At 68.1% G+C, this 17,385-nt stretch carries 12 protein-coding genes; 4 read left to right on the top strand and 8 right to left on the bottom strand.

Annotated elements, in window-relative coordinates:
• Positions 1 to 31: 31 nt before the first annotated feature.
• The gene (locus tag IEW24_RS21380) at positions 32 to 820 is read left to right on the top strand and encodes an SDR family NAD(P)-dependent oxidoreductase (protein WP_188582459.1); all 789 of its coding nucleotides are present in this window, start codon (positions 32 to 34) and stop codon (positions 818 to 820) included.
• A gap of 41 nt (positions 821 to 861) precedes the next feature.
• Here the strand turns inward: IEW24_RS21380 and tyrS are convergent, their stop codons facing one another.
• Both tyrS and mbfA read right to left on the bottom strand, forming a co-directional pair.
• The gene (gene tyrS, locus IEW24_RS21375; protein WP_373870110.1) at positions 862 to 2,130 is read right to left on the bottom strand and encodes a tyrosine--tRNA ligase; all 1,269 of its coding nucleotides are present in this window, start codon (positions 2,128 to 2,130) and stop codon (positions 862 to 864) included.
• Positions 2,131 to 2,362: 232 nt separating this feature from the next.
• Entirely contained in the window at positions 2,363 to 3,340 is a 978-nt protein-coding gene (gene mbfA / locus IEW24_RS21370) for an iron exporter MbfA (RefSeq protein WP_188582457.1), read from the bottom strand.
• A gap of 177 nt (positions 3,341 to 3,517) precedes the next feature.
• Here mbfA and IEW24_RS21365 point away from each other — a divergent pair, with 177 nt between their 5' ends.
• Together IEW24_RS21365 and ku are read left to right on the top strand one after the other, a co-directional pair.
• Positions 3,518 to 3,715 (top strand): DUF3008 family protein, encoded by a 198-nt coding sequence (locus IEW24_RS21365; RefSeq protein ID WP_188582456.1) that lies wholly within the window; start codon positions 3,518 to 3,520, stop codon positions 3,713 to 3,715.
• A gap of 9 nt (positions 3,716 to 3,724) precedes the next feature.
• The gene (gene ku / locus IEW24_RS21360) at positions 3,725 to 4,552 is read left to right on the top strand and encodes a non-homologous end joining protein Ku (RefSeq protein WP_188582453.1); all 828 of its coding nucleotides are present in this window, start codon (positions 3,725 to 3,727) and stop codon (positions 4,550 to 4,552) included.
• Positions 4,553 to 4,824: 272 nt separating this feature from the next.
• Here the strand turns inward: ku and IEW24_RS21355 are convergent, their stop codons facing one another.
• The 6 genes from IEW24_RS21355 to IEW24_RS21330 form a co-directional block, all read right to left on the bottom strand.
• Entirely contained in the window at positions 4,825 to 6,369 is a 1,545-nt protein-coding gene (locus IEW24_RS21355) for a methyltransferase regulatory domain-containing protein (RefSeq protein WP_188582451.1), read from the bottom strand.
• Between the two features lie 260 nt (positions 6,370 to 6,629).
• Positions 6,630 to 7,274, bottom strand: coding sequence for a glutathione S-transferase family protein (locus tag IEW24_RS21350; protein WP_188582449.1), 645 nt, complete (start codon positions 7,272 to 7,274; stop codon positions 6,630 to 6,632).
• A gap of 116 nt (positions 7,275 to 7,390) precedes the next feature.
• Positions 7,391 to 7,846 (bottom strand): hypothetical protein, encoded by a 456-nt coding sequence (locus IEW24_RS21345; RefSeq protein WP_188582448.1) that lies wholly within the window; start codon positions 7,844 to 7,846, stop codon positions 7,391 to 7,393.
• 196 nt (positions 7,847 to 8,042) lie between these two features.
• The gene (locus tag IEW24_RS21340; protein ID WP_188582446.1) at positions 8,043 to 8,609 is read right to left on the bottom strand and encodes a GNAT family N-acetyltransferase; all 567 of its coding nucleotides are present in this window, start codon (positions 8,607 to 8,609) and stop codon (positions 8,043 to 8,045) included.
• A 58-nt stretch (positions 8,610 to 8,667) separates the two neighbouring features.
• Positions 8,668 to 11,025: an Orn/Lys/Arg family decarboxylase gene (locus IEW24_RS21335; protein WP_188582444.1), complete on the bottom strand. Its 2,358-nt coding sequence runs from the start codon at positions 11,023 to 11,025 to the stop codon at positions 8,668 to 8,670.
• A gap of 148 nt (positions 11,026 to 11,173) precedes the next feature.
• Entirely contained in the window at positions 11,174 to 11,776 is a 603-nt protein-coding gene (locus tag IEW24_RS21330; protein WP_244644600.1) for a peroxidase-related enzyme, read from the bottom strand.
• Between the two features lie 345 nt (positions 11,777 to 12,121).
• On the opposite strand from IEW24_RS21330, the gene IEW24_RS21325 reads away from it, so the two are divergent.
• On the top strand, positions 12,122 to 16,963 hold the full coding sequence (locus tag IEW24_RS21325) for an NAD-glutamate dehydrogenase (RefSeq protein WP_188582440.1): 4,842 nt from the start codon (positions 12,122 to 12,124) through the stop codon (positions 16,961 to 16,963).
• The last annotated feature ends 422 nt before the right edge of the window (positions 16,964 to 17,385 follow it).

The following is a 17,385-nucleotide window of genomic DNA, read 5'->3' as shown; positions in this document are numbered from 1 at the left end:
TGGGGCACACCGAACGCAGGGAGTTGCCCCGATGACCAGCACCCAGACCACCGCCCCGAAGATCGCCCCGAAGATCGCGCTCGTCACCGGCGCCAGCCGTGGCCTCGGCCGCAACACGGCGCTCAGCATCGCCCGCCATGGCGGCGATGTGATCGTCACCTATCACAGCCGCAGCACCGAGGCCGACGCCGTGGTGGCCGAGATCGCCGCCATGGGCCGCAAGGCGGTGGCGCTCCAGCTCGACACCGGCAAGGTCGCGAGCTTCGCGGATTTCGCGCTGCGCCTGAAGGCCGCGCTCAAGGACACATGGCAGCGCGAGACCTTCGACCATCTGGTCAACAATGCCGGCCATGGTGACTATGCACTCATCAGTGACACCACCGAGGCGCAGTTCGACCGCCTCGTGGACGTCCACTTCAAGGGCGTGCTGTTCCTGACGCAAGCCCTGCTGCCGCTGCTCTCGGATGGCGGGCGCATCGTGAACCTGTCCTCCGGCCTCACCCGCGTCTCCTTCCCCGGCTATGGCGCCTATGCGGCTGTGAAGGGGGCGGTGGAGATCCTCTCGCTTTATCTGGCCAAGGAGCTGGGCGCGCGCGGCATCGCGGTCAACACGGTGGCGCCGGGCGCCATCGAGACCGATTTCGGCGGCGGCGCGGTGCGCGACAATCCGGAGATCAACACGCTGTTCGCCGGCATGACCGCGCTGGGACGCGCGGGTGTGCCCGATGACATCGGCCCCATGATCGCCAGCCTGCTCTCCGAGGACAATCGCTGGATCAACGCCCAGCGCATCGAGGTCTCCGGCGGTCAGGGCATCTGAGCGCAGCGGGCGCGTGGCATCCAGCCACGCGCCCGGCCCGCCTACCTCACCACCACATGGCGCTTGCGGCCCAGCGAGAGGCGCGCGGGCAGCATGGGAGCCGCAAGGCGCGCCTCCACATCCTCCACCACCGCGCCGTCATGCCGGACGCCCCGGCCGGCGATGGCCCGGCGCGCCTCGCTGCGGGAGCCGGCGAGCCCCGCCCGCACCAGAAGCTCCACCAGCGGTGCGCCGTCCGCGCGCTCGGCCCCGGTCAGGACGATCTCCGGCAGCCCCTCGGCCGCGGCGCCCGCGCCGAAGGCTTCGCGCGCGGTGTCGGCCGCCTGCTGCGCGGCGTCCTCCCCGTGGGCGAGCGCCGTCGCCTCATGGGCAAGGCGCGCCTTGGCGGCGTTCAGCGCCGCCCCGCCGGCCTGCGTCAGGGCCTCGATCTCCTCAAGCGGCAGATCGGTGAACAGGCGCAGGAAGCGGGCCACGTCCGCATCCTCGGTGTTGCGCCAGAACTGCCAGTAGGCATAAGGCGACAGGCGGTCCGCATTCAGCCACACGGCACCGGCCGCCGTCTTGCCCATCTTGGCGCCGGAGGCGGTGGTGAGCAGCGGCGCAGTGAGGCCGAACACCTCGCGCCCCTCCACCCGGCGCACGAGATCGATGCCGTTGATGATGTTGCCCCACTGGTCCGCCCCGCCCATCTGCAGGCGGCAGCCCATGCGGCGGCTGAGTTCGAGGAAATCGTAGGCCTGCAGGATCATGTAGTTGAATTCGAGGAAGCTCAGATTCTCCTGCCGCTCCAGCCGCGTCTTCACGCTGTCGAAGGTCAGCATGCGGTTGACGGAGAAATGCCGGCCCACGTCGCGCAGCATGTCGATCCACGGCACCTGCGCCAGCCAGTCCGCATTGTTCACCATCACCGCATCGGTCGGCCCGTCGCCGAAGGTGAGGAAGCGGTCGAACACTTTGCGGATGCCGGCGATGTTGGCGGCGATCTGTGCCTCGTCCAGCATGGGGCGGGCGTCGGTGCGGAAAGAGGGATCGCCGATGCGCGTGGTGCCGCCGCCGATGAGCACGATCGGCTTGTGACCCGCCTGCTGCAACCGGCGCAGGGTCATGATGGGCAGCAGATGGCCCACATGCAGGCTGTCTGCGGTGGCATCGAAGCCCACATAGGCCGGCACGATGCCCTGCTCGAACGCCGCATCGAGGCCGGCGAGATCGGTCGCCTGATTGATGAAGCCGCGCGCGGTCAGCGTCGCCAGCACGGGGGAGCGCAGCGGCACGGGATCGGCAGACGGGACGGGAACGGGAATGGTCACGAAAACTCTCCTGCGGGGGCCGTCAGGAGGTTCTTGCGCAAAGAAAAAGCCGCCTGACGGCGGCTTGTTTCAAGGCATGATCGAAACGCGCCGCTCCTTATGGAAACGTCGCATAATAGGTGGCGGCGATGGGTGCGGTCCGGATCATGGCGGGGGACATAGCCCGCCCCCGCGCCACAGGCAAGCGCCCCCCGTGCATGGCTGCCGCGCGGGAAGGGGCTGCCCCCGGCGCCTAGCTGCCGCCGATCAATATGCCCGCCGCCAGCACCAGCGCGCCACCCACCACCACCTGCATCACGGCGCGGAAGAAGGGCGTCTCCATGTAGCGGTTCTGGATCCAGGCGATGGCCCACAGCTCCACGAACACCACGAGGCCGGCGATGATCGTCGCCGTCCAGAAGTCCGGGATCAGATAGGGCAGCGCATGGCCGAGCCCGCCCACCGCCGTCATGATGCCCGAGGCGAGGCCCCGCTTCAGCGGCGAGCCGCGCCCGGAGATGACGCCGTCATCATGGGCCGCCTCGGTAAATCCCATGGAGATGCCCGCGCCCACGGCGGCGGCAAGGCCCACCAGAAGCGTGGTGTAGCTGTTCTGGGTGGCGAATGCCGTGGCGAAGATGGGCGCGAGGGTGGAGACCGAGCCGTCCATCAGGCCGGCAAGGCCGGGCTGTACCCATGTGAGCACGAACTGCCGCCGCGCCTTGCCCTCTTCTTGCGCCTTCACATCGGCCGGCACATTGGCGGCTTCCAGCTCCTCGGCGATCTCCTCGTGCCGGCGCTCCTGCTCGGCCAGATCGCCCAGCAGCCTGCGGGTGCCGGGATCGGTGGCCCGCTGCGCCGCCTCGATATAGAAATTGGCGCTCTCATCCTCCATGCGCGCGATCTCGGCGCGGATGCGGGCGATGCCCATATTCTTCATCAGCCACACCGGGCGGCGGGCGTAGTAGCCGGAGATGTGCTCGCGGCGGATCAGCGGGATATGGCTGCCGAAGCGGCGCTCATAGTCCGCGATCAGGCGGCGGCGGTGGCCGTTCTCCTCCGCCGACATGCCCTCGAACATGCGGGCGGTGGCGGGAAACTCGGGCCGCACCAGCTCGGCATAATCGGCATAGATGCGGCCGTCGTCCTCCTCGGAGGAAATGGCGAGGGCGAGGATCTCCTGCTCGGAGAGGTCGGAGAAGCGCCGGCGCGCGGGAAAGCCCGGAAGCATGGGAGCACCTGTTTAGAATAATTATAAATTATATAGGCTCGCCGCAGGCTAGCTGCAACGGGCACCGGGCGCCACTGTCCTGTTCACGCTTGCGGCACCACGGCGCGGTGCGTTGAACCGGCAGGCCCGCTGGTGCGTTAATGCCCATCGGGGACACATCCCGGCAGGGAGGGCCGCATGCCCGCGAAATCGAAAGCCCAGCAGAAGGCGGCCGGCGCCGCCCTTTCCGCCAAGCGCGGCGACACCAGGGTCAAGGATCTGAAGGGCGCGTCCAAGCAGATGTACGCCTCCATGTCCGAACGCGAACTCGATGAGCTGGCCTCCACCCCGCAGAAGGGCAAGCCGGATCACGTCACCCCGAAGAAAGCCACCTGAGGCATCGCCATGGCTCCGCGCGCCTTCTGGAAGGGCTATCTCAAGCTCTCGCTCGTCACCTGCCCGGTGGTGCTCCAGCCGGCGGTCAGCGGATCGGAGAAGGTGCGTTTCCACACCCTGAACAAGACGACCGGCAACCGCGTGCGCGCCCGCTATCTCGATCCCGAGACCGGCGACGTGGTGGAGGATGACGACATCGTCCTCGGCTACGAGACCGAGGACGGCACCCACGTGACCTTCGAGGACGAGGAACTGGATCAGGTGGCGCTGGAAAGCACCCGCACCATCGACATCGAGACCTTCGTGCCCGCGTGGGACATCGGCTGGATCTGGTACGACCAGCCGCATTTCCTCGCACCCGACGACAAGGTCGGGGCGGAAGCCTTCGCCGTCATCCGCGCCGCCATGGCCGATACCGGCACGGCGGGCATTGCCCGTCTCGTGCTCCATCGCCGCGAGCGGGCGGTGATGCTGCTGCCGCACGGGCGCGGCATGGTGCTGTGGACCCTGCGCTATGGCGAGGAGGTGCGCAGCGAACGGGACGTGCTCGGCGCGGAGAAGGCGGAGCCGGAGAAAGCGGAGGCCGGGCTGAAGAAGATGCTGGCGGATCTCATCGCCGCGCGGACAAAGCCGTGGTCGGAGGAGATGGTGGCGGATCCGGTGCAGGATGCGCTGCTGGACCTCATCGCGGAACGCCAGAAGAAGCGCCCCCGCCGCGCCAAGGCGAGCCCGCCGCCGAAGGCGACGGGCAATGTGGTGGACATTCGCGATGCCCTGAAGCGCAGCCTCGCCGCCGAGAAGGCCGGCGGCGGGAAGCCCGACGGGAAGAAGCGCTGAGCGGGTGCCCGGCGAGCGATCGCTCACTTGCACGCAGGCACCGCCGGGCGCTCAAAGCGCCGTTGATGCCGCAAAACATCGTCATGCCCGGACTTGATCCGGGCATCCACGTCCCTCCACAGGGAAGAGCCGTAGGGCAATTGAGCGAGCGGTTGACGCCCGCTCCAACGTCACGTCATCCACCGTCGGCCCGACGTGGATGCCCGGGTCAAGCCCGGGCATGACGATCTACTGTGGGATAGCGGCCGAGCCTTTAACGCTCAACGCGCCCCTCAGAGCGTCAGCCCGAGCGTCCGGCAGAGAGGCAGGCGCTCTCGGGCGAACAGCTCGGCGCCGGAGAGCAGTTCAGCCAGATTCTCCTCCGCCGTCTCCAGCATGCGGCCGTCCTTCACCAGCTTGTGGCCCTGCGGGGCCAGCACCTGCCAGACGAAGGTGGCCCATTGCGCCGGCGTCTCGTGACCCTCGCGCAGCGCCACGAGGAACAGCTGCTCGAAGCGGTTCAGCACCACCCCGCCGCCGGTGACGGGCGAGGCGAGGAACTGGAAATCCTCCGTCTCCTCGGAGCGGGTGCAGACCGCGAGGTTGAAGGCCCGGCAGCGCTCCGCGCGCTCGGCCTCGCCGGCCTCGGGCAGGCAGGGCTGCACCTGCCCCGCGCCCACCAGAAGGCCAAGGGCATTGGTGATCTGGTCGAAATTCAGCGCCGCCACCGCCGGCACGCCCAGCATCTGGCGCACCGTCACCGGCCCGGCCTGCAAGGCGTCGAGGATGGCGCCGTGCACCTGCGGGTCCAGCTCCAGATTGCGCCGCCGCCCCTTGATCATGGCCGGCACATGGGCGCGGGCCGTCACCAGCGCGAAGCGGGTGTTGAGCCACACGCCCACCCCGCTGCGGAAGGTGTGGTCCATGGGGCCCTTCACGAACAGGTCCTTGCGGAACTGCTCATTGACCATGAAGTCGCGCAGGCCCTCGCGGCGCAGCGGATCGGTCTCGCCGGCCAGCAGCGCGCGCTGGGCATCGGTGAGCGCCAGCTCATCGGCCTGCTCGATCAGGTTGGCCGAGCCCACGAAGGAGAGCTTGGCCGCCTCCAGCGCGGAGGCCACATCCTCGAAATAGAAGGGCTCCCAGTCGAGGTTGAAATATTCATGCGCCAGATAGTTGGCGGACATGGTCTTCATCTGCTTCAGCCGCGCGCCCGCATCGGGGCTGTGGCGGAAATAGATGGCGTCCGCCTCCTGCGCGCTGGTGGCAAAGCCGAGCGCCTCCTCGATGCGCCCGAGCATCGGCCCGGCGCCACGCCCGGCATGGTCCACCAGCAGGCGGCGCAGCGGCAGCACGGCGGCCAGCCCCGGCAGGGCGTTGTAGCTGACATAGACGAGCCCGCCCGGCTTCAGGCGCGCGGCGATGAAGTCGATGACGTGCCGCCGGCTCTCCTCCGAAACCCAGCTGTAGACGCCATGCAGGGCGATGATATCGAAGCTCGCAGGCAGGCCCGGCGCCGCGGCGAAATCGGCGAAGCCGTGCTCGTAGAAATGGGCGTTGGGCAGGGAGGCATCGCGCGCCAGCCGGCGGGCGCCGGCCACATGGGCCGGCAGGAAGTCGTTGGCGTGGAAATCCATGTGCGGATTGGCGGCGGCCAGCAGATTGACCGAGAAGCCGTGGCCGCAGCCCAGCTCGCAATAGGTGGCGCCCTCATCCGGCAGGTCCACCCGCTTGCCGCGCCGGAGCGCGGCGAGGGCCATCACGGCCGGGGTCAGTTCGCGGTAGAAACCATGGGTGTAATCGACCTCATGCACATATCCGTGCGTCCAGCTGTTCACGCGACACCCTTTGCCCTGCAGCCGGCACCCACCGCGCCGGCTCACCGGAGGCGGGCGCGCGCCGGGGCACGCACCCGTCCCCCGGGCATCGGGGCCCACCGTAACGGCAAGGGAGACGTTTGATTAGCCCTGCCGGACGACATAAACCCATGAATGGAAACGAATAATCACGGCCGCGTGATGAAGTTCCGGCATCGGAAACGACCCCTGAGCACGGCATCGATCCTCCCGTCCCCGCGTGAGGACGGACCGTGCTGCGGTCAGTCCCGCCCCTCCGGCGCGCCGAGGGGGAAATACGCACGCCAGGGGCGCGCCTCATCCAGCGCACGGGCATAGCTCGGCCGGGCCAGCAGGCGGGCGCGATAGGCCTTCAGCGCGGCAAGGCCCTCGGGGATGGGATGCGACCAGTCCGCATAGAGCAGCGCAGGCGCCGCCGCGCAGTCGGCGAGGCTGAAATCCCCCGCCACCCATTCGCGCCCCGCCATGCGCGCGTCCAGCAGGCCATAGGCGGTCTCCAGCGCGGCGCGCCAGCGTGGCGGATCATCCGCCTCCCGCCCCAGCTTCCCATAGACGAGGCGCTGCTGCGGGTAGGAGATGTAATTGTCGAGGAAGCGATCCCACATGCGCACCTCCGCCGCCGCCAGCGGATCGGCGGGAATGAGGGGCATCGCATCGGGAAAGCGCGCCTCCAGATATTCGATGATGCCCGTGGCCTCGAACACCAGCCGCTCCCCTTCCACCGCCACCGGAAAGCGGCCGATGGGCCAGAGCGCGGCGAAATCGGAGGCACCCGGCTCGCTGCCGTCCAGCATCCGCGTCTCGAACGGGATCTCCTTCTCGTAGAAGGCCATCTTGGCTTTCTGGCAGTAGGAGGAGAAGGGGTGGAGATAGAGCGTGATCGACATGAGCGTCCTTCGCCGTCTTCAAGGGTACCCGCTAGGCACCGCCATGGCCGCGTCTGATGCGCCCGCAGGGAGAAGGCCTGAGATGAGGGAGGACCGGGCTGGAGCGGGCGACAGGCTCAGCTCTGACTGACGACGACGGGTGGGAGAGCGGCGATGGCGCGCTGGCGGCGGATGCGCATCACCTCGGCGTTCAGGAGCTGCCGGACGCTGGCCGCGAGGCCCGGCCCCTTGGAGAGGTTGGCATTGATCACGCCGGCATTGCCGCCATTCACCCGGCGGGCCGTCCAGGTGCCCGCCATCATGATGTCCACCTCGGACGCAAGCGCGCCGCAGGTGCGAAATTGCAGGCTGATGCCCACGAAGACGTAGTCCACCACTGTAAAGGTGATGTCGCAGGCCCCGGTGCCGGCCACAGTCTCCTGGACCCTGCGCACCACGGGCAGGATTTCGGCTTCAAGGCTGGCGCGGGCCGCATCGCGCCTCGAAACGGCGGCCTGCTCGGTCTTCGTTCCTGCATCGCCCAGCAGCGGGGATGCGGACCCACAGTCCAGAACAGATGCATCCCTGATCATGAGCGCCCCGCCAAAGCTTCTCTTCAGTAGGGCAGCATCATGGTCAAGAATTAATATTTCGTCCAGCACCGATCAAATAATGCTAATGGTTCCAATCTGTAGGGAAGCTGGGAAAGTCCCGGTACTACAAGCCAGTATCCGGCAGGGCAGAGGTATCGGATAGCAGGCGGAATAGTTGGCGCGCGGAGAAAAAAGCTCAGCGCACCACCACGGGCGGCGGGGGCGTGGTGCTGCCGGGGCCCAGCGAGCGCTGCATCATCACGCTGTCCGACCATTTACCATAGCGATAGGCGACCGCCGGCAGATGGCCCACACGCACGAAGCCATGGCGCTCGTGCAGCTTGAGCGAGGGGATATTGTCGCCGTCGATATAGCCGATCATCTGCCGGAAGCCGGCTGCCGCGCAGGCGTCGATCAGGCCCTGCATGAGCCGGCCGCCAACGCCCTTCCCGTGCTGCTCGTGATGCACATAGATGGAATGCTTCACGGTGAAGCGATAGGCGGGCCTTTTGCGGAACAGCACCACATAGGCATAGCCCACCACCACGCCGTTGACGGTGGCGACGATGTGCGGAAAGCGCTTGCTCTTGAAGTTCTTGCGACGGTCCTTCAGGTCGTCCGGCTCGGGCACGCCGGTTTCCTCGACCCCTTCCTCCACGCCGCGGCGGATATGACGGCGGTAGATCGCCAGCATCGCCTCCACGTCGCCCTCCTGCGAGGGCCGGATCACCACGTCGTTCGCCGTATCTCTGCCCGCGTCCATACGCATCCCCGTCGGGAAGCCGCGCGGCGCGGCTTCCCCATCCTGTCCTGCCTGCGGTCTATTCGGCGACCACATAAGTGTAAAGCCGGACCCGACCGGCAGCGTCCTTCTCACGGTACACGCCCTGGATTTCCACGTCGAAACCGGGGAAGGTGTTGAAGCAGGTCTCGAACATCTTCAGGTAATCGATCATGGGCTGGGCCCGCTCGGTCAGGCGCTCGCCGGGCACGATGGTGGCGATGCCCGGCGGATAGACCACGAAGGGCGTGGTGGCGATGCGACCCTTCAGATCGCCGATGGGCAGATAGTCCACATCGTTGCGCACCAGCCGCCGCGCCGCCTCCATGGGGGAAAGCGCCAGATCCGGCAGATGGTCGGCGGAAAATTGCAGCGTCTGCAGCGCGGACACATTGGCCGCGCGGAAGAAGCCGTGCATCTCCGAACACAGATCCCGCAGCCGCACGCCCGCATAGCGGCGCTTGCGGCGGTTGTAGAACTCCGGGATCACCTCTTCCAGCAGCGCATTCTCGTCATGCAGCTTCTTGAAGGCGACGAGGCCGGAAATCAGCGTGCCGGCCTTGGAGGCCTCCACGCCCGGCGTGAGCAGGAAGAGCAGCGAGTTGAGGTCGTTCTTCTCCGCCACGATGCGGTTCTCGCGCAGATATTGCGCCACCACCGGGGCCGGGATGCCGTGCTCGCCATAGGTGCCGGTGGCCCGGTCGAAGCCGGGGGTCAGCAGGGTGAGCTTGTTGGGATCGGTCATGGCAAAACCCGGCGCCATGTCCGAGAAACCATGCCAGCCCGCGCCCGGCTCCAGCGCCCAATAGGCGGGATTGGTGGCCAGCTGGTCGGTGCCGATGGCTTCCCACGGCACGTCATGGGAGGCTTCCGGCTTCAGCACGTCGGGGATGCTCACCCGGTCGGGCACGAAGGGATCGAAGAACCAGCGGCGCTCGGCGCGCGTCTCCTTTTCCTCGAACTCGCGGCGCACGGCGCGGATCTTCTTGCGCAGCTCGATGCCGAGCCGGATGGTGTCGTCCCACAGCACCTCGCCCTGCCGGCCCTTCATCATCTGCGCGCCCACGTCCAGCGAGGCGAACAGCGGATAGAAAGGCGAGGTGGAGGCGTGCTGCATGAAGCTCTCGTTGAAGCGGCGATGCTCAACGCGCCGCTTCTGGCCGCGGATGTGGCGATCCTTGATGTGGATCTGCGAGGCCTGGGAAAAGCTCGCCAGCTGCTTGTGGGTGGACTGGGTGGCGATGATGCCCGGCGCGTCCGGCCCCAGATCCTTCAGGCCCATGGCGAAACGGCCCGCATAGAGCGGGTGGAACTTCATGAAGCCCGCCCATGCCTCGTCGAAGAGGATGTATTCGCAGAGATGGCCGATCTTCTCGATGATCATCTGCGCATTGTGGATGGTGCCGTCATAGGTGCACTGCTCCACCACCGCCACGCGGAACGGGCGCGGCTTCTGCCACGCCTCCGGATCCTTCACGAGGGGATGGGTGCGGATGCGCTCGCGCAGCGTCTCCTCGTCGAATTCCTCCCAGCGCATGGGGCCGATGAGGCCGTGGGCGTTGCGGGCGGTGGGGATATAGACCGGGATGCCGCCGGAGATCATCAGCGCACCGTGATGGGCGGCCTTGTGGTTGTTGCGGTCGAACAGCACCAGATCGCCCTCGGTGACGAGAGCGGCCAGCGCCACCTTGTTGGAGGTCGATGTGCCGTTGAGCACGAAATAGGTCTTCTCCGCCCCGAAGATCTGCGCGGCTTCCTTCTGCGCCTGAAGGGCGGGGCCCTCGTGGGTCAGCAGGTCGCCGAGATCGAGCACGGAATTGTCGAGGTCGTCGCGGAAGACGGCCTCGCCCAGATGGTCCATGAACACCTGGCCGATGGGGCTGCGGGAATAGAACACGCCGCCGTTGTGGCCGGGGCAGGTCCAGAGCTGGTTGCCCTCCTCCGCATAGTCCACCAGCGCGCCGAAGAAGGGGGTCTTCAGCGTCTCGGCATACTGCTTGAGGCGGCTGATCATGTTCTTGGCGATGAAGGAGGGGGTCTCCTCGGCCAGAAACACATAGCCGTCGATGAAATCGAGCACCTCGACGGGGAGTTCCTCGAAGCGCTTGCGGCGGATGAGGAGGATGATGGGGAAATCCAGCCCGCGCTTGCGCATCAGGTTGATCAGAGAGGCGGTCTTGCCCTCCAGCCCCTTCTTGCCCCAGTCCACCAGCATGCAGCCGATGGCGGCGTCGGTCTGCACCGCGATCTCGGCGTCTTCCACCTTGCGGGCTTTCACCACCTCGAAGCCGGAGCGCTCGATCTCGTCCACGATCTCGTTGAAGCGCAGGCCCTCCAGGTCATCCCCATCGAAGGCGGGCGTGGCGAAGAGGAACTTGAAACGCCTGAAATAGTCCATGGAACCCCGGCTTTGCTGGTATCTCATATCTGCGGGCGCGCGGGCCAGAAGCCCCGCGCCCGCCGGTCGCGGCGATCTTTGCTAAGGTCTTATGACGGCGGCGTGACGGCAGCGGCCGGCATGACCTGCCCCGCCCCCGCCGCCGCCCTCAACGAGCCTGCGCGTGATACTCGGCGTTGGGCCGCATGTCGGTGGCACTGGCCACGCGGTTCGACATGTTGAAGAAGGCCGCAACCGCGCCCACGTCCCAGATGTCCCGGTCGCTGAGGCCGGCCGTGCGCAGGGCGGCGCGGTCCTCCTCCTCGATGGTGTGCGGGGCCTCGGTGAGCTTGACCGCGAAATCGAGGATGGCCCGCTGGCGCCTGTCGAGCCGGGCGGCGCGGTAGTTCATCACAATCTGCTCGCCCAGCTCCGGCGTGCCGGAGAGCGCCCGCACCGCCGCCCCATGGGCCGTGAGGCAGTAATAGCAGCGGTTCACCGCCGAGACCGCCACCGCGATCATCTCCCGCTCCAGCTTGGAGAGGCCGGAGGGCGCTAGCATCAGATCGTTATACATGGCCGCGAACGCGCCGAGCTTGGCCATGTCGAAGGCATAGGCCTGCAACACGTTGGGCACGAAGCCGAGCTTCTCCACGCATTTGTCGAAATAGGCCTGCGTTGCAGCATCCAGCGGCGCCGGCGGCAGATCGAGGGCGGTCGGCGCCTCGGGTGCGGGCTTGGTGGCCGGCTTCACGGCCTTGGCGGGCTTCACCGCCGCCGTGGTTGTGGAGGACGCAACCTTGGAGCTTTTCGAGGCTTTCGGCGCGGCGGCGGACGGCGCTGACCTGCCGTTCAACGTCTGCCCCGCTTTCGCCGCCGCAGGGGCCGCCGCCACTGCCCGTTTCTTGGGCGCGGCGCGCGAAGCGGCGGGCGCTTCATCAAGCGTGGCGGGCTTGCGCGTTGCGGGTGCGGACGTCATCTTTTTCGCCATATCCGATTGCCTCGTCATTCTTTTGTCTCGCCGGGGGCGCAGACATCCCGTCCATCCCCCGGCCTCCCATGCGGGAGCGAGGATCGCTCAAAACGAGGCCTGCGCAAGAGCCTCAGGAGAGATGTGATGAATATCCAGGGCAGTCAGGGCGCCGACACCTTCGGACACAAGGCCCGCCTTTCCATGGCGGTGAGCCTCCTGAAAGCGGACGGCGCCCGCGTGCCGGAAGCCTTCACCCGCCAGCTGTTCGGCAGCGCAGCGCCGGAGGATGTGGAAGCCCTCCTGCCCGAAGCCATCGCGGCCCTCGCCCGCACCGCCTGGGGGCACCTGTCCGCCCACAAGCCCGGCGCCAGCGACGTGCACGTCTTCACCCCCGCTTTGCCCGGCCAGCCGGCCATCACGGTGGTGGAGACGGTGAATGACGACATGTCCTTCCTGTTCGATTCCGTCGCCGCCGAGCTGACCGACCGGGGCATCGAGGTCCAGCTCGTCACCCATCCCATCTTCGCGCTGGAGCGCGCGGGGGCCAGCGTCACCGGGGTGGAGACCGATCTTGCCGCCGCCGCCGGGCGCGGCCTCAAGCGCGAGAGCCTGATCCACCTGCACATTCCCGCCCTCGGCGGCGCGGAAGCCGAGGCCGAGCTGCGCGAGGCGCTGCTACGCGTGCTGGCCGACGTGCGCGCGGCCAACACCGATTTCCTCGCCATGCGCGGCCGGGTGGCCGAGACCGCCGACCGCTATCGCGACGACAGCGCCCCCTACACCCCCGCCGAGCGGCTGGAAGCCGCCGACCTCGCCGACTGGCTGGTGGACGACAATTTCATCTTCCTCGGCCTGCGCGCCTATGCGCTGACCCCGGAGGGCGGCCTTGAGGCGGTGCCCGAGAGCGGCCTCGGCGTGCTGCGTGATCCGGCCGTGCACGAGCTGCGCCTCGGCAGCGAGCCGGTGGTGACGACGCCCGAGATCCGCCAGTTCCTGGCCGGCGGCAAGCCGCTGATCATCACCAAATCGTCCCTGCGCTCGAAGGTCCACCGCCGCGTCTTCCTCGATTATGTGGGCGTGAAGCTGCATGACGACGAAGGCCGCCTGACCGGGGAACTGCGCGTCATCGGCCTGTTCACCTCCACCACCTACACCCATTCGGTGGCGCAGATTCCCTATCTGCGCACCAAGTCCGAAGCGGCCCTGCACCGCGCCGGCCTCGATCCGGACAGCCATTCCGGCAAGGCGCTAGCCACCGTGCTGGAAACCTATCCGCGCGACGACCTGTTCCAGATCGATCTCGACACGCTCCAGGCCCACGCCCTCGACATCCTCTCCCTCTACGACCGGCCCCGCGTGCGCGTGCTGCCGCGCGTGGATGCGTTCGACCGCTTCGTCTCGGTCCTCGTCTTCGCCCCGCGCGAACGCTTCGATGCGTCCCTGCGCAAGCGGGTCGGCGCCGCGCTGGCGCAGGCCTATGCCGGGCAGGTGGCGGCGGTGGAGCCGGTGTTCCTCGTCGATCTGCCGCTCACCCGCGTGCATTACATCATCGGCCGGCAGGAAGGCCGCACGCCGGACGTGAACCGGGACGCGCTGGAGAAGGACATCTCCCGCCTGTCCCTCACCTGGGCCGACCGCCTGCGCGACGCGCTGTTCGCCTCCCACGGCATGCGCGAGGCGCAGCAGCTGGCCGAGCGCTATGGCAATGCCTTCGACGCCGGCTATATCGCCGCCTACGGGGTGCAGACGGCGGTGGAGGACATCGCCCGTCTGGAACGCCTGTCGGACGCCCGGCCGGTGGCGCTGGATTTCTATCGCGGCGCGGACGACACCCAGAGCCGCATCTCGCTGCGCCTGCTCTCCCACGGCCGGCCGCTGCCGCTCTCCCAGCGGGTGCCCATGCTGGAGAACATGGGCCTGCGCGCCATCGACGAGAGTTCCTACGAAATCGAGGCCAAGGGCCGCGGCAACAGCGAAGCCGCGCTGAGCTGGGTGCACGAGATGAGCCTCGAGCGCACCGACGGGCGCGACATCGAGGTCTCGGGCTCCGCCGAACGGCTGGAAGACCTGCTCACCGCCGTGCTGCGCGACGAGGCCTATAACGACGGCTTCAACGCCCTCGTGCTCGACACCCAGCTGAACTGGCGCGAGGTGGCGCTGGTGCGCGCGCTGGCGCGCTACCTGCGGCAGGCGGGCATCGCCTTCTCGCAGGATTATCTCTGGACCACGCTGGTGCACCATGCGGGCGTGGCGGAGAAGATCGTCCGCCTGTTCCACATCCGCTTCGATCCCTCCCGCGACGAGACGCTGGAAGCCAGAGCAGCCCGCGAGACGCCGCTGCGCGAGGCCATCGAGGCCGCGCTCGCCGACGTCTCCAGCCTGGACGAGGACCGCATCCTGCGGCGCTTCGTCAATCTGGTGGACGCGGCCCTGCGCACCACCTTCTACCAGCCGGACGCGGACGGGCAGCCCCGGCCCGTCATCGCCATCAAATATGAGAGCGCGAAGGTGGAGGCGCTGCCGCTGCCGCTGCCGCTCTATGAGGTGTTCGTCTACTCACCACAGGTGGAAGGCGTGCATCTGCGCTTCGGCCCCGTGGCGCGCGGCGGCCTGCGCTGGTCCGACCGGCCGCAGGATTTCCGCACCGAGGTGCTGGGCCTCGTGAAGGCGCAGCAGGTGAAGAATGCGGTCATCGTGCCCGTGGGCGCCAAGGGCGGCTTCGTGCCCAAGCGCCTGCCCGCGAACGGCACCCGCGAGGCCATCCAGGCCGAGGGCATCAGCGCCTACAAGACCTTCGTCTCCAGCCTGCTGGACCTGACCGACGACCTGAAGGGCGGCGAGGTGGTGCACCCGCGCGACGTGGTGCGGCTCGACGGCGACGACCCCTATCTGGTGGTTGCGGCCGACAAGGGCACGGCCACCTTCTCCGACACCGCCAATGCCATCTCGCAGGCGCACGGCTTCTGGCTGGACGATGCCTTCGCCTCCGGCGGCTCGGTGGGCTATGACCACAAGGCCATGGGCATCACCGCCCGCGGCGCGTGGGAGGCGGTGAAACGCCATTTCCGCGAGCTGAACGTGGACATCCAGACCACCCCCGTCACCGTGGTGGGGGTCGGCGACATGTCCGGCGACGTGTTCGGCAACGGCATGCTGCTGTCGAAGGCGCTGAAACTGGTGGCCGCCTTCGACCATCGCCACATCTTCCTCGATCCGACGCCCGATCCGGCCAAGGCCCATGCGGAGCGCGAACGCATGTTCGCTCTGCCGCGCTCGTCCTGGGCGGATTATGATCCCGCGCTCATCTCGCAGGGCGGCGGCGTGTTCGCCCGCACCGCCAAGCGCATTCCGCTCTCGCCCGAGGTGCGCGCGCTGCTGGGGCTGGACAAGCCCGAGGCCGCCCCCGCCGAGGTGATGACCGCCATCCTGAAGGCCAAGGCCGATCTCTTGTGGTTCGGCGGCATCGGCACCTATGTGCGCTCCTCGCAGGAGACCGACGCGCAGGTGGGCGATCGCGCCAACGACGCCATCCGCATCGCCGCCTCCGATCTCAGGGTGAAGGTGGTGGGCGAAGGCGCCAACCTCGGCATGACCCAGCGCGGCCGCATCGAGGCCGGGCGCAAGGGCGTCAAGCTCAACACCGACGCCATCGACAATTCGGCCGGCGTGAACACCTCCGACGTGGAGGTGAACATCAAGGTGGCGCTCTCGCTGCCGGTGGCCGAAGGTGCGCTCTCCGCGCCCGAGCGGGCCAAGCTGCTGGCCGAGATGACGCCGGATGTGGCCGCCCTCGTGCTGCGCAACAACTATCTCCAGCCGCTGGCCCTGTCGCTGGCCGAGCGGCGCGGCACCGAGGATCTGGCCTTCCAGCAGCGCATGATGCAGGTGCTGGAAGGGCGCGGCGAACTCGACCGCGCGGTGGAGTATCTGCCCTCCGACAGCGAGATCGGCGACCGCCGCTCCCGCAACGAGAGCCTTACGCGCCCCGAGCTGGCGGTGCTGCTGGCCTATGCCAAGCTCTCGCTTTATGCGGACCTGCTCGCCTCCGACGTGCCTGATGACGCCTATCTCGCGCACGAGCTTCAGGCTTACTTCCCGGCTGCCCTGCGCGAGCGTTTCCCGGAGGCGATCGCCGCCCACCGGCTGCGCCGCGAGATCATCGCCACCGGGCTCGCGAACGCCATCGTCAATCAGGGGGGACCGGCGGGCGTCACCCGCATCGCCGACCAGACCGGCGCGGATGCCGCCGGCATCGCCCGCGCCTTTGCGGCGGTGCGCGACAGCTATCGCCTCGGCGCGCTGAACGCCGCCATCGACGCGCTGGACACGCAGGTGGACGGCGAGGTGCAGCTCGCCCTCTACAAGGAGGTGCAGTCGCTGATGATCGGCCGCACCATCTGGTTCCTGCGCAACGTCTCCTTCGCCGACGGCATCGCCGGGGTGGTGGAGCGCTATGGCGCGGCCATCGCCGCCATCGGCGCGGGCATGGACGCCAGCCTGCCGGAGAGCTGGCGGGCGGCGCGCGACCGCCGGGTGGCGGAGCTGATCAGCAAGCGGGTGCCGCAGGCGCTGGCGCTGGACATCGCCGTTCTGCCGGCGCTGGCCGTGGGCTCGGACATCGCCCAGCTCGCCGAGCGCACGGGGCGCGGCATCGCGGAGGTGGCGCCCACCTTCTTCGCCGCCGGGCGCTATTTCGCGGTGGACGACATCGTGACCTCGGCCCGCGCCATCACCGCGCCGGACTATTACGACCGCCTCGCCCTCGACCGCGCCCTGGCGCAGATGGAGACCTTCACCCGCCAGATCACGGCGGAAGTGCTGGCGCAGGGCGGCACCGGGGAAGAGGGGGTCGAGGCGTGGGTGGAACACCGCCGCAAGGAGGTGGACCGCATCCGCGCCACGGTTCAGGACATCACCGCCTCCGGCCTCACCCTCTCCAAGCTGACGCTGGCCGCGAACCTGCTGGGCGATCTGGCAAGGGGGTAGCCTTCCGTTCCACCCGGCCTGCCCCCTCCCTATCCCTCCCCCGCAAGCGGGAGAGGGGACCTGTCGCGCAGCGATAAGTACTTGCCTGATAGACCGGGCGCACCCTAAAGCCCTCTCCCGCTTGCGGGGGAGGGTTGGGAGGGGGCCGCGCGCAGCGCGGGGACGGGTTCCGTTGAGCGGAAGATTAATAGAAAATGCAGCCACATGGCGGCTGCGTTTCAAACGCCCGCACGCCCCATCCATTCGTCATGCCCGGGCTTGACCCGGGCATCCACGTGGTTGGGCTAGGCTCGGGTTTCGGAGGTCGCCACCGTCGGCCCGACGTGGATGGCCGGATCAAGTCCGGCCATGACGACCTGAGAGCGCGGCATATGTGACTGCGCGTCCTCTGCCCCCTCCCTAGCCCTCCCCCGCAAGCGGGA

It is taken from the genome of Azorhizobium oxalatiphilum, assembly GCF_014635325.1.
Taxonomy (GTDB): domain Bacteria; phylum Pseudomonadota; class Alphaproteobacteria; order Rhizobiales; family Xanthobacteraceae; genus Azorhizobium; species Azorhizobium oxalatiphilum.
The sequence above is the reverse complement of the archived record's forward strand: the minus strand, read 5'-3'. Positions and strand labels throughout refer to the sequence as shown.

Coding starts and splice junctions, on each gene's coding strand:
- ku (WP_188582453.1), top strand. CDS start 3,725: ATGGCTCCGCGCGCCTTCTGGAAGGGCTATCTCAAGCTCTCGCTCGTC.
- IEW24_RS21365 (WP_188582456.1), top strand. CDS start 3,518: ATGCCCGCGAAATCGAAAGCCCAGCAGAAGGCGGCCGGCGCCGCCCTT.
- IEW24_RS21335 (WP_188582444.1), bottom strand. CDS start 11,025: ATGGACTATTTCAGGCGTTTCAAGTTCCTCTTCGCCACGCCCGCCTTC.
- IEW24_RS21340 (WP_188582446.1), bottom strand. CDS start 8,609: ATGGACGCGGGCAGAGATACGGCGAACGACGTGGTGATCCGGCCCTCG.
- mbfA (WP_188582457.1), bottom strand. CDS start 3,340: ATGCTTCCGGGCTTTCCCGCGCGCCGGCGCTTCTCCGACCTCTCCGAG.
- IEW24_RS21345 (WP_188582448.1), bottom strand. CDS start 7,846: ATGATCAGGGATGCATCTGTTCTGGACTGTGGGTCCGCATCCCCGCTG.
- IEW24_RS21325 (WP_188582440.1), top strand. CDS start 12,122: ATGAATATCCAGGGCAGTCAGGGCGCCGACACCTTCGGACACAAGGCC.
- IEW24_RS21350 (WP_188582449.1), bottom strand. CDS start 7,274: ATGTCGATCACGCTCTATCTCCACCCCTTCTCCTCCTACTGCCAGAAA.
- IEW24_RS21380 (WP_188582459.1), top strand. CDS start 32: ATGACCAGCACCCAGACCACCGCCCCGAAGATCGCCCCGAAGATCGCG.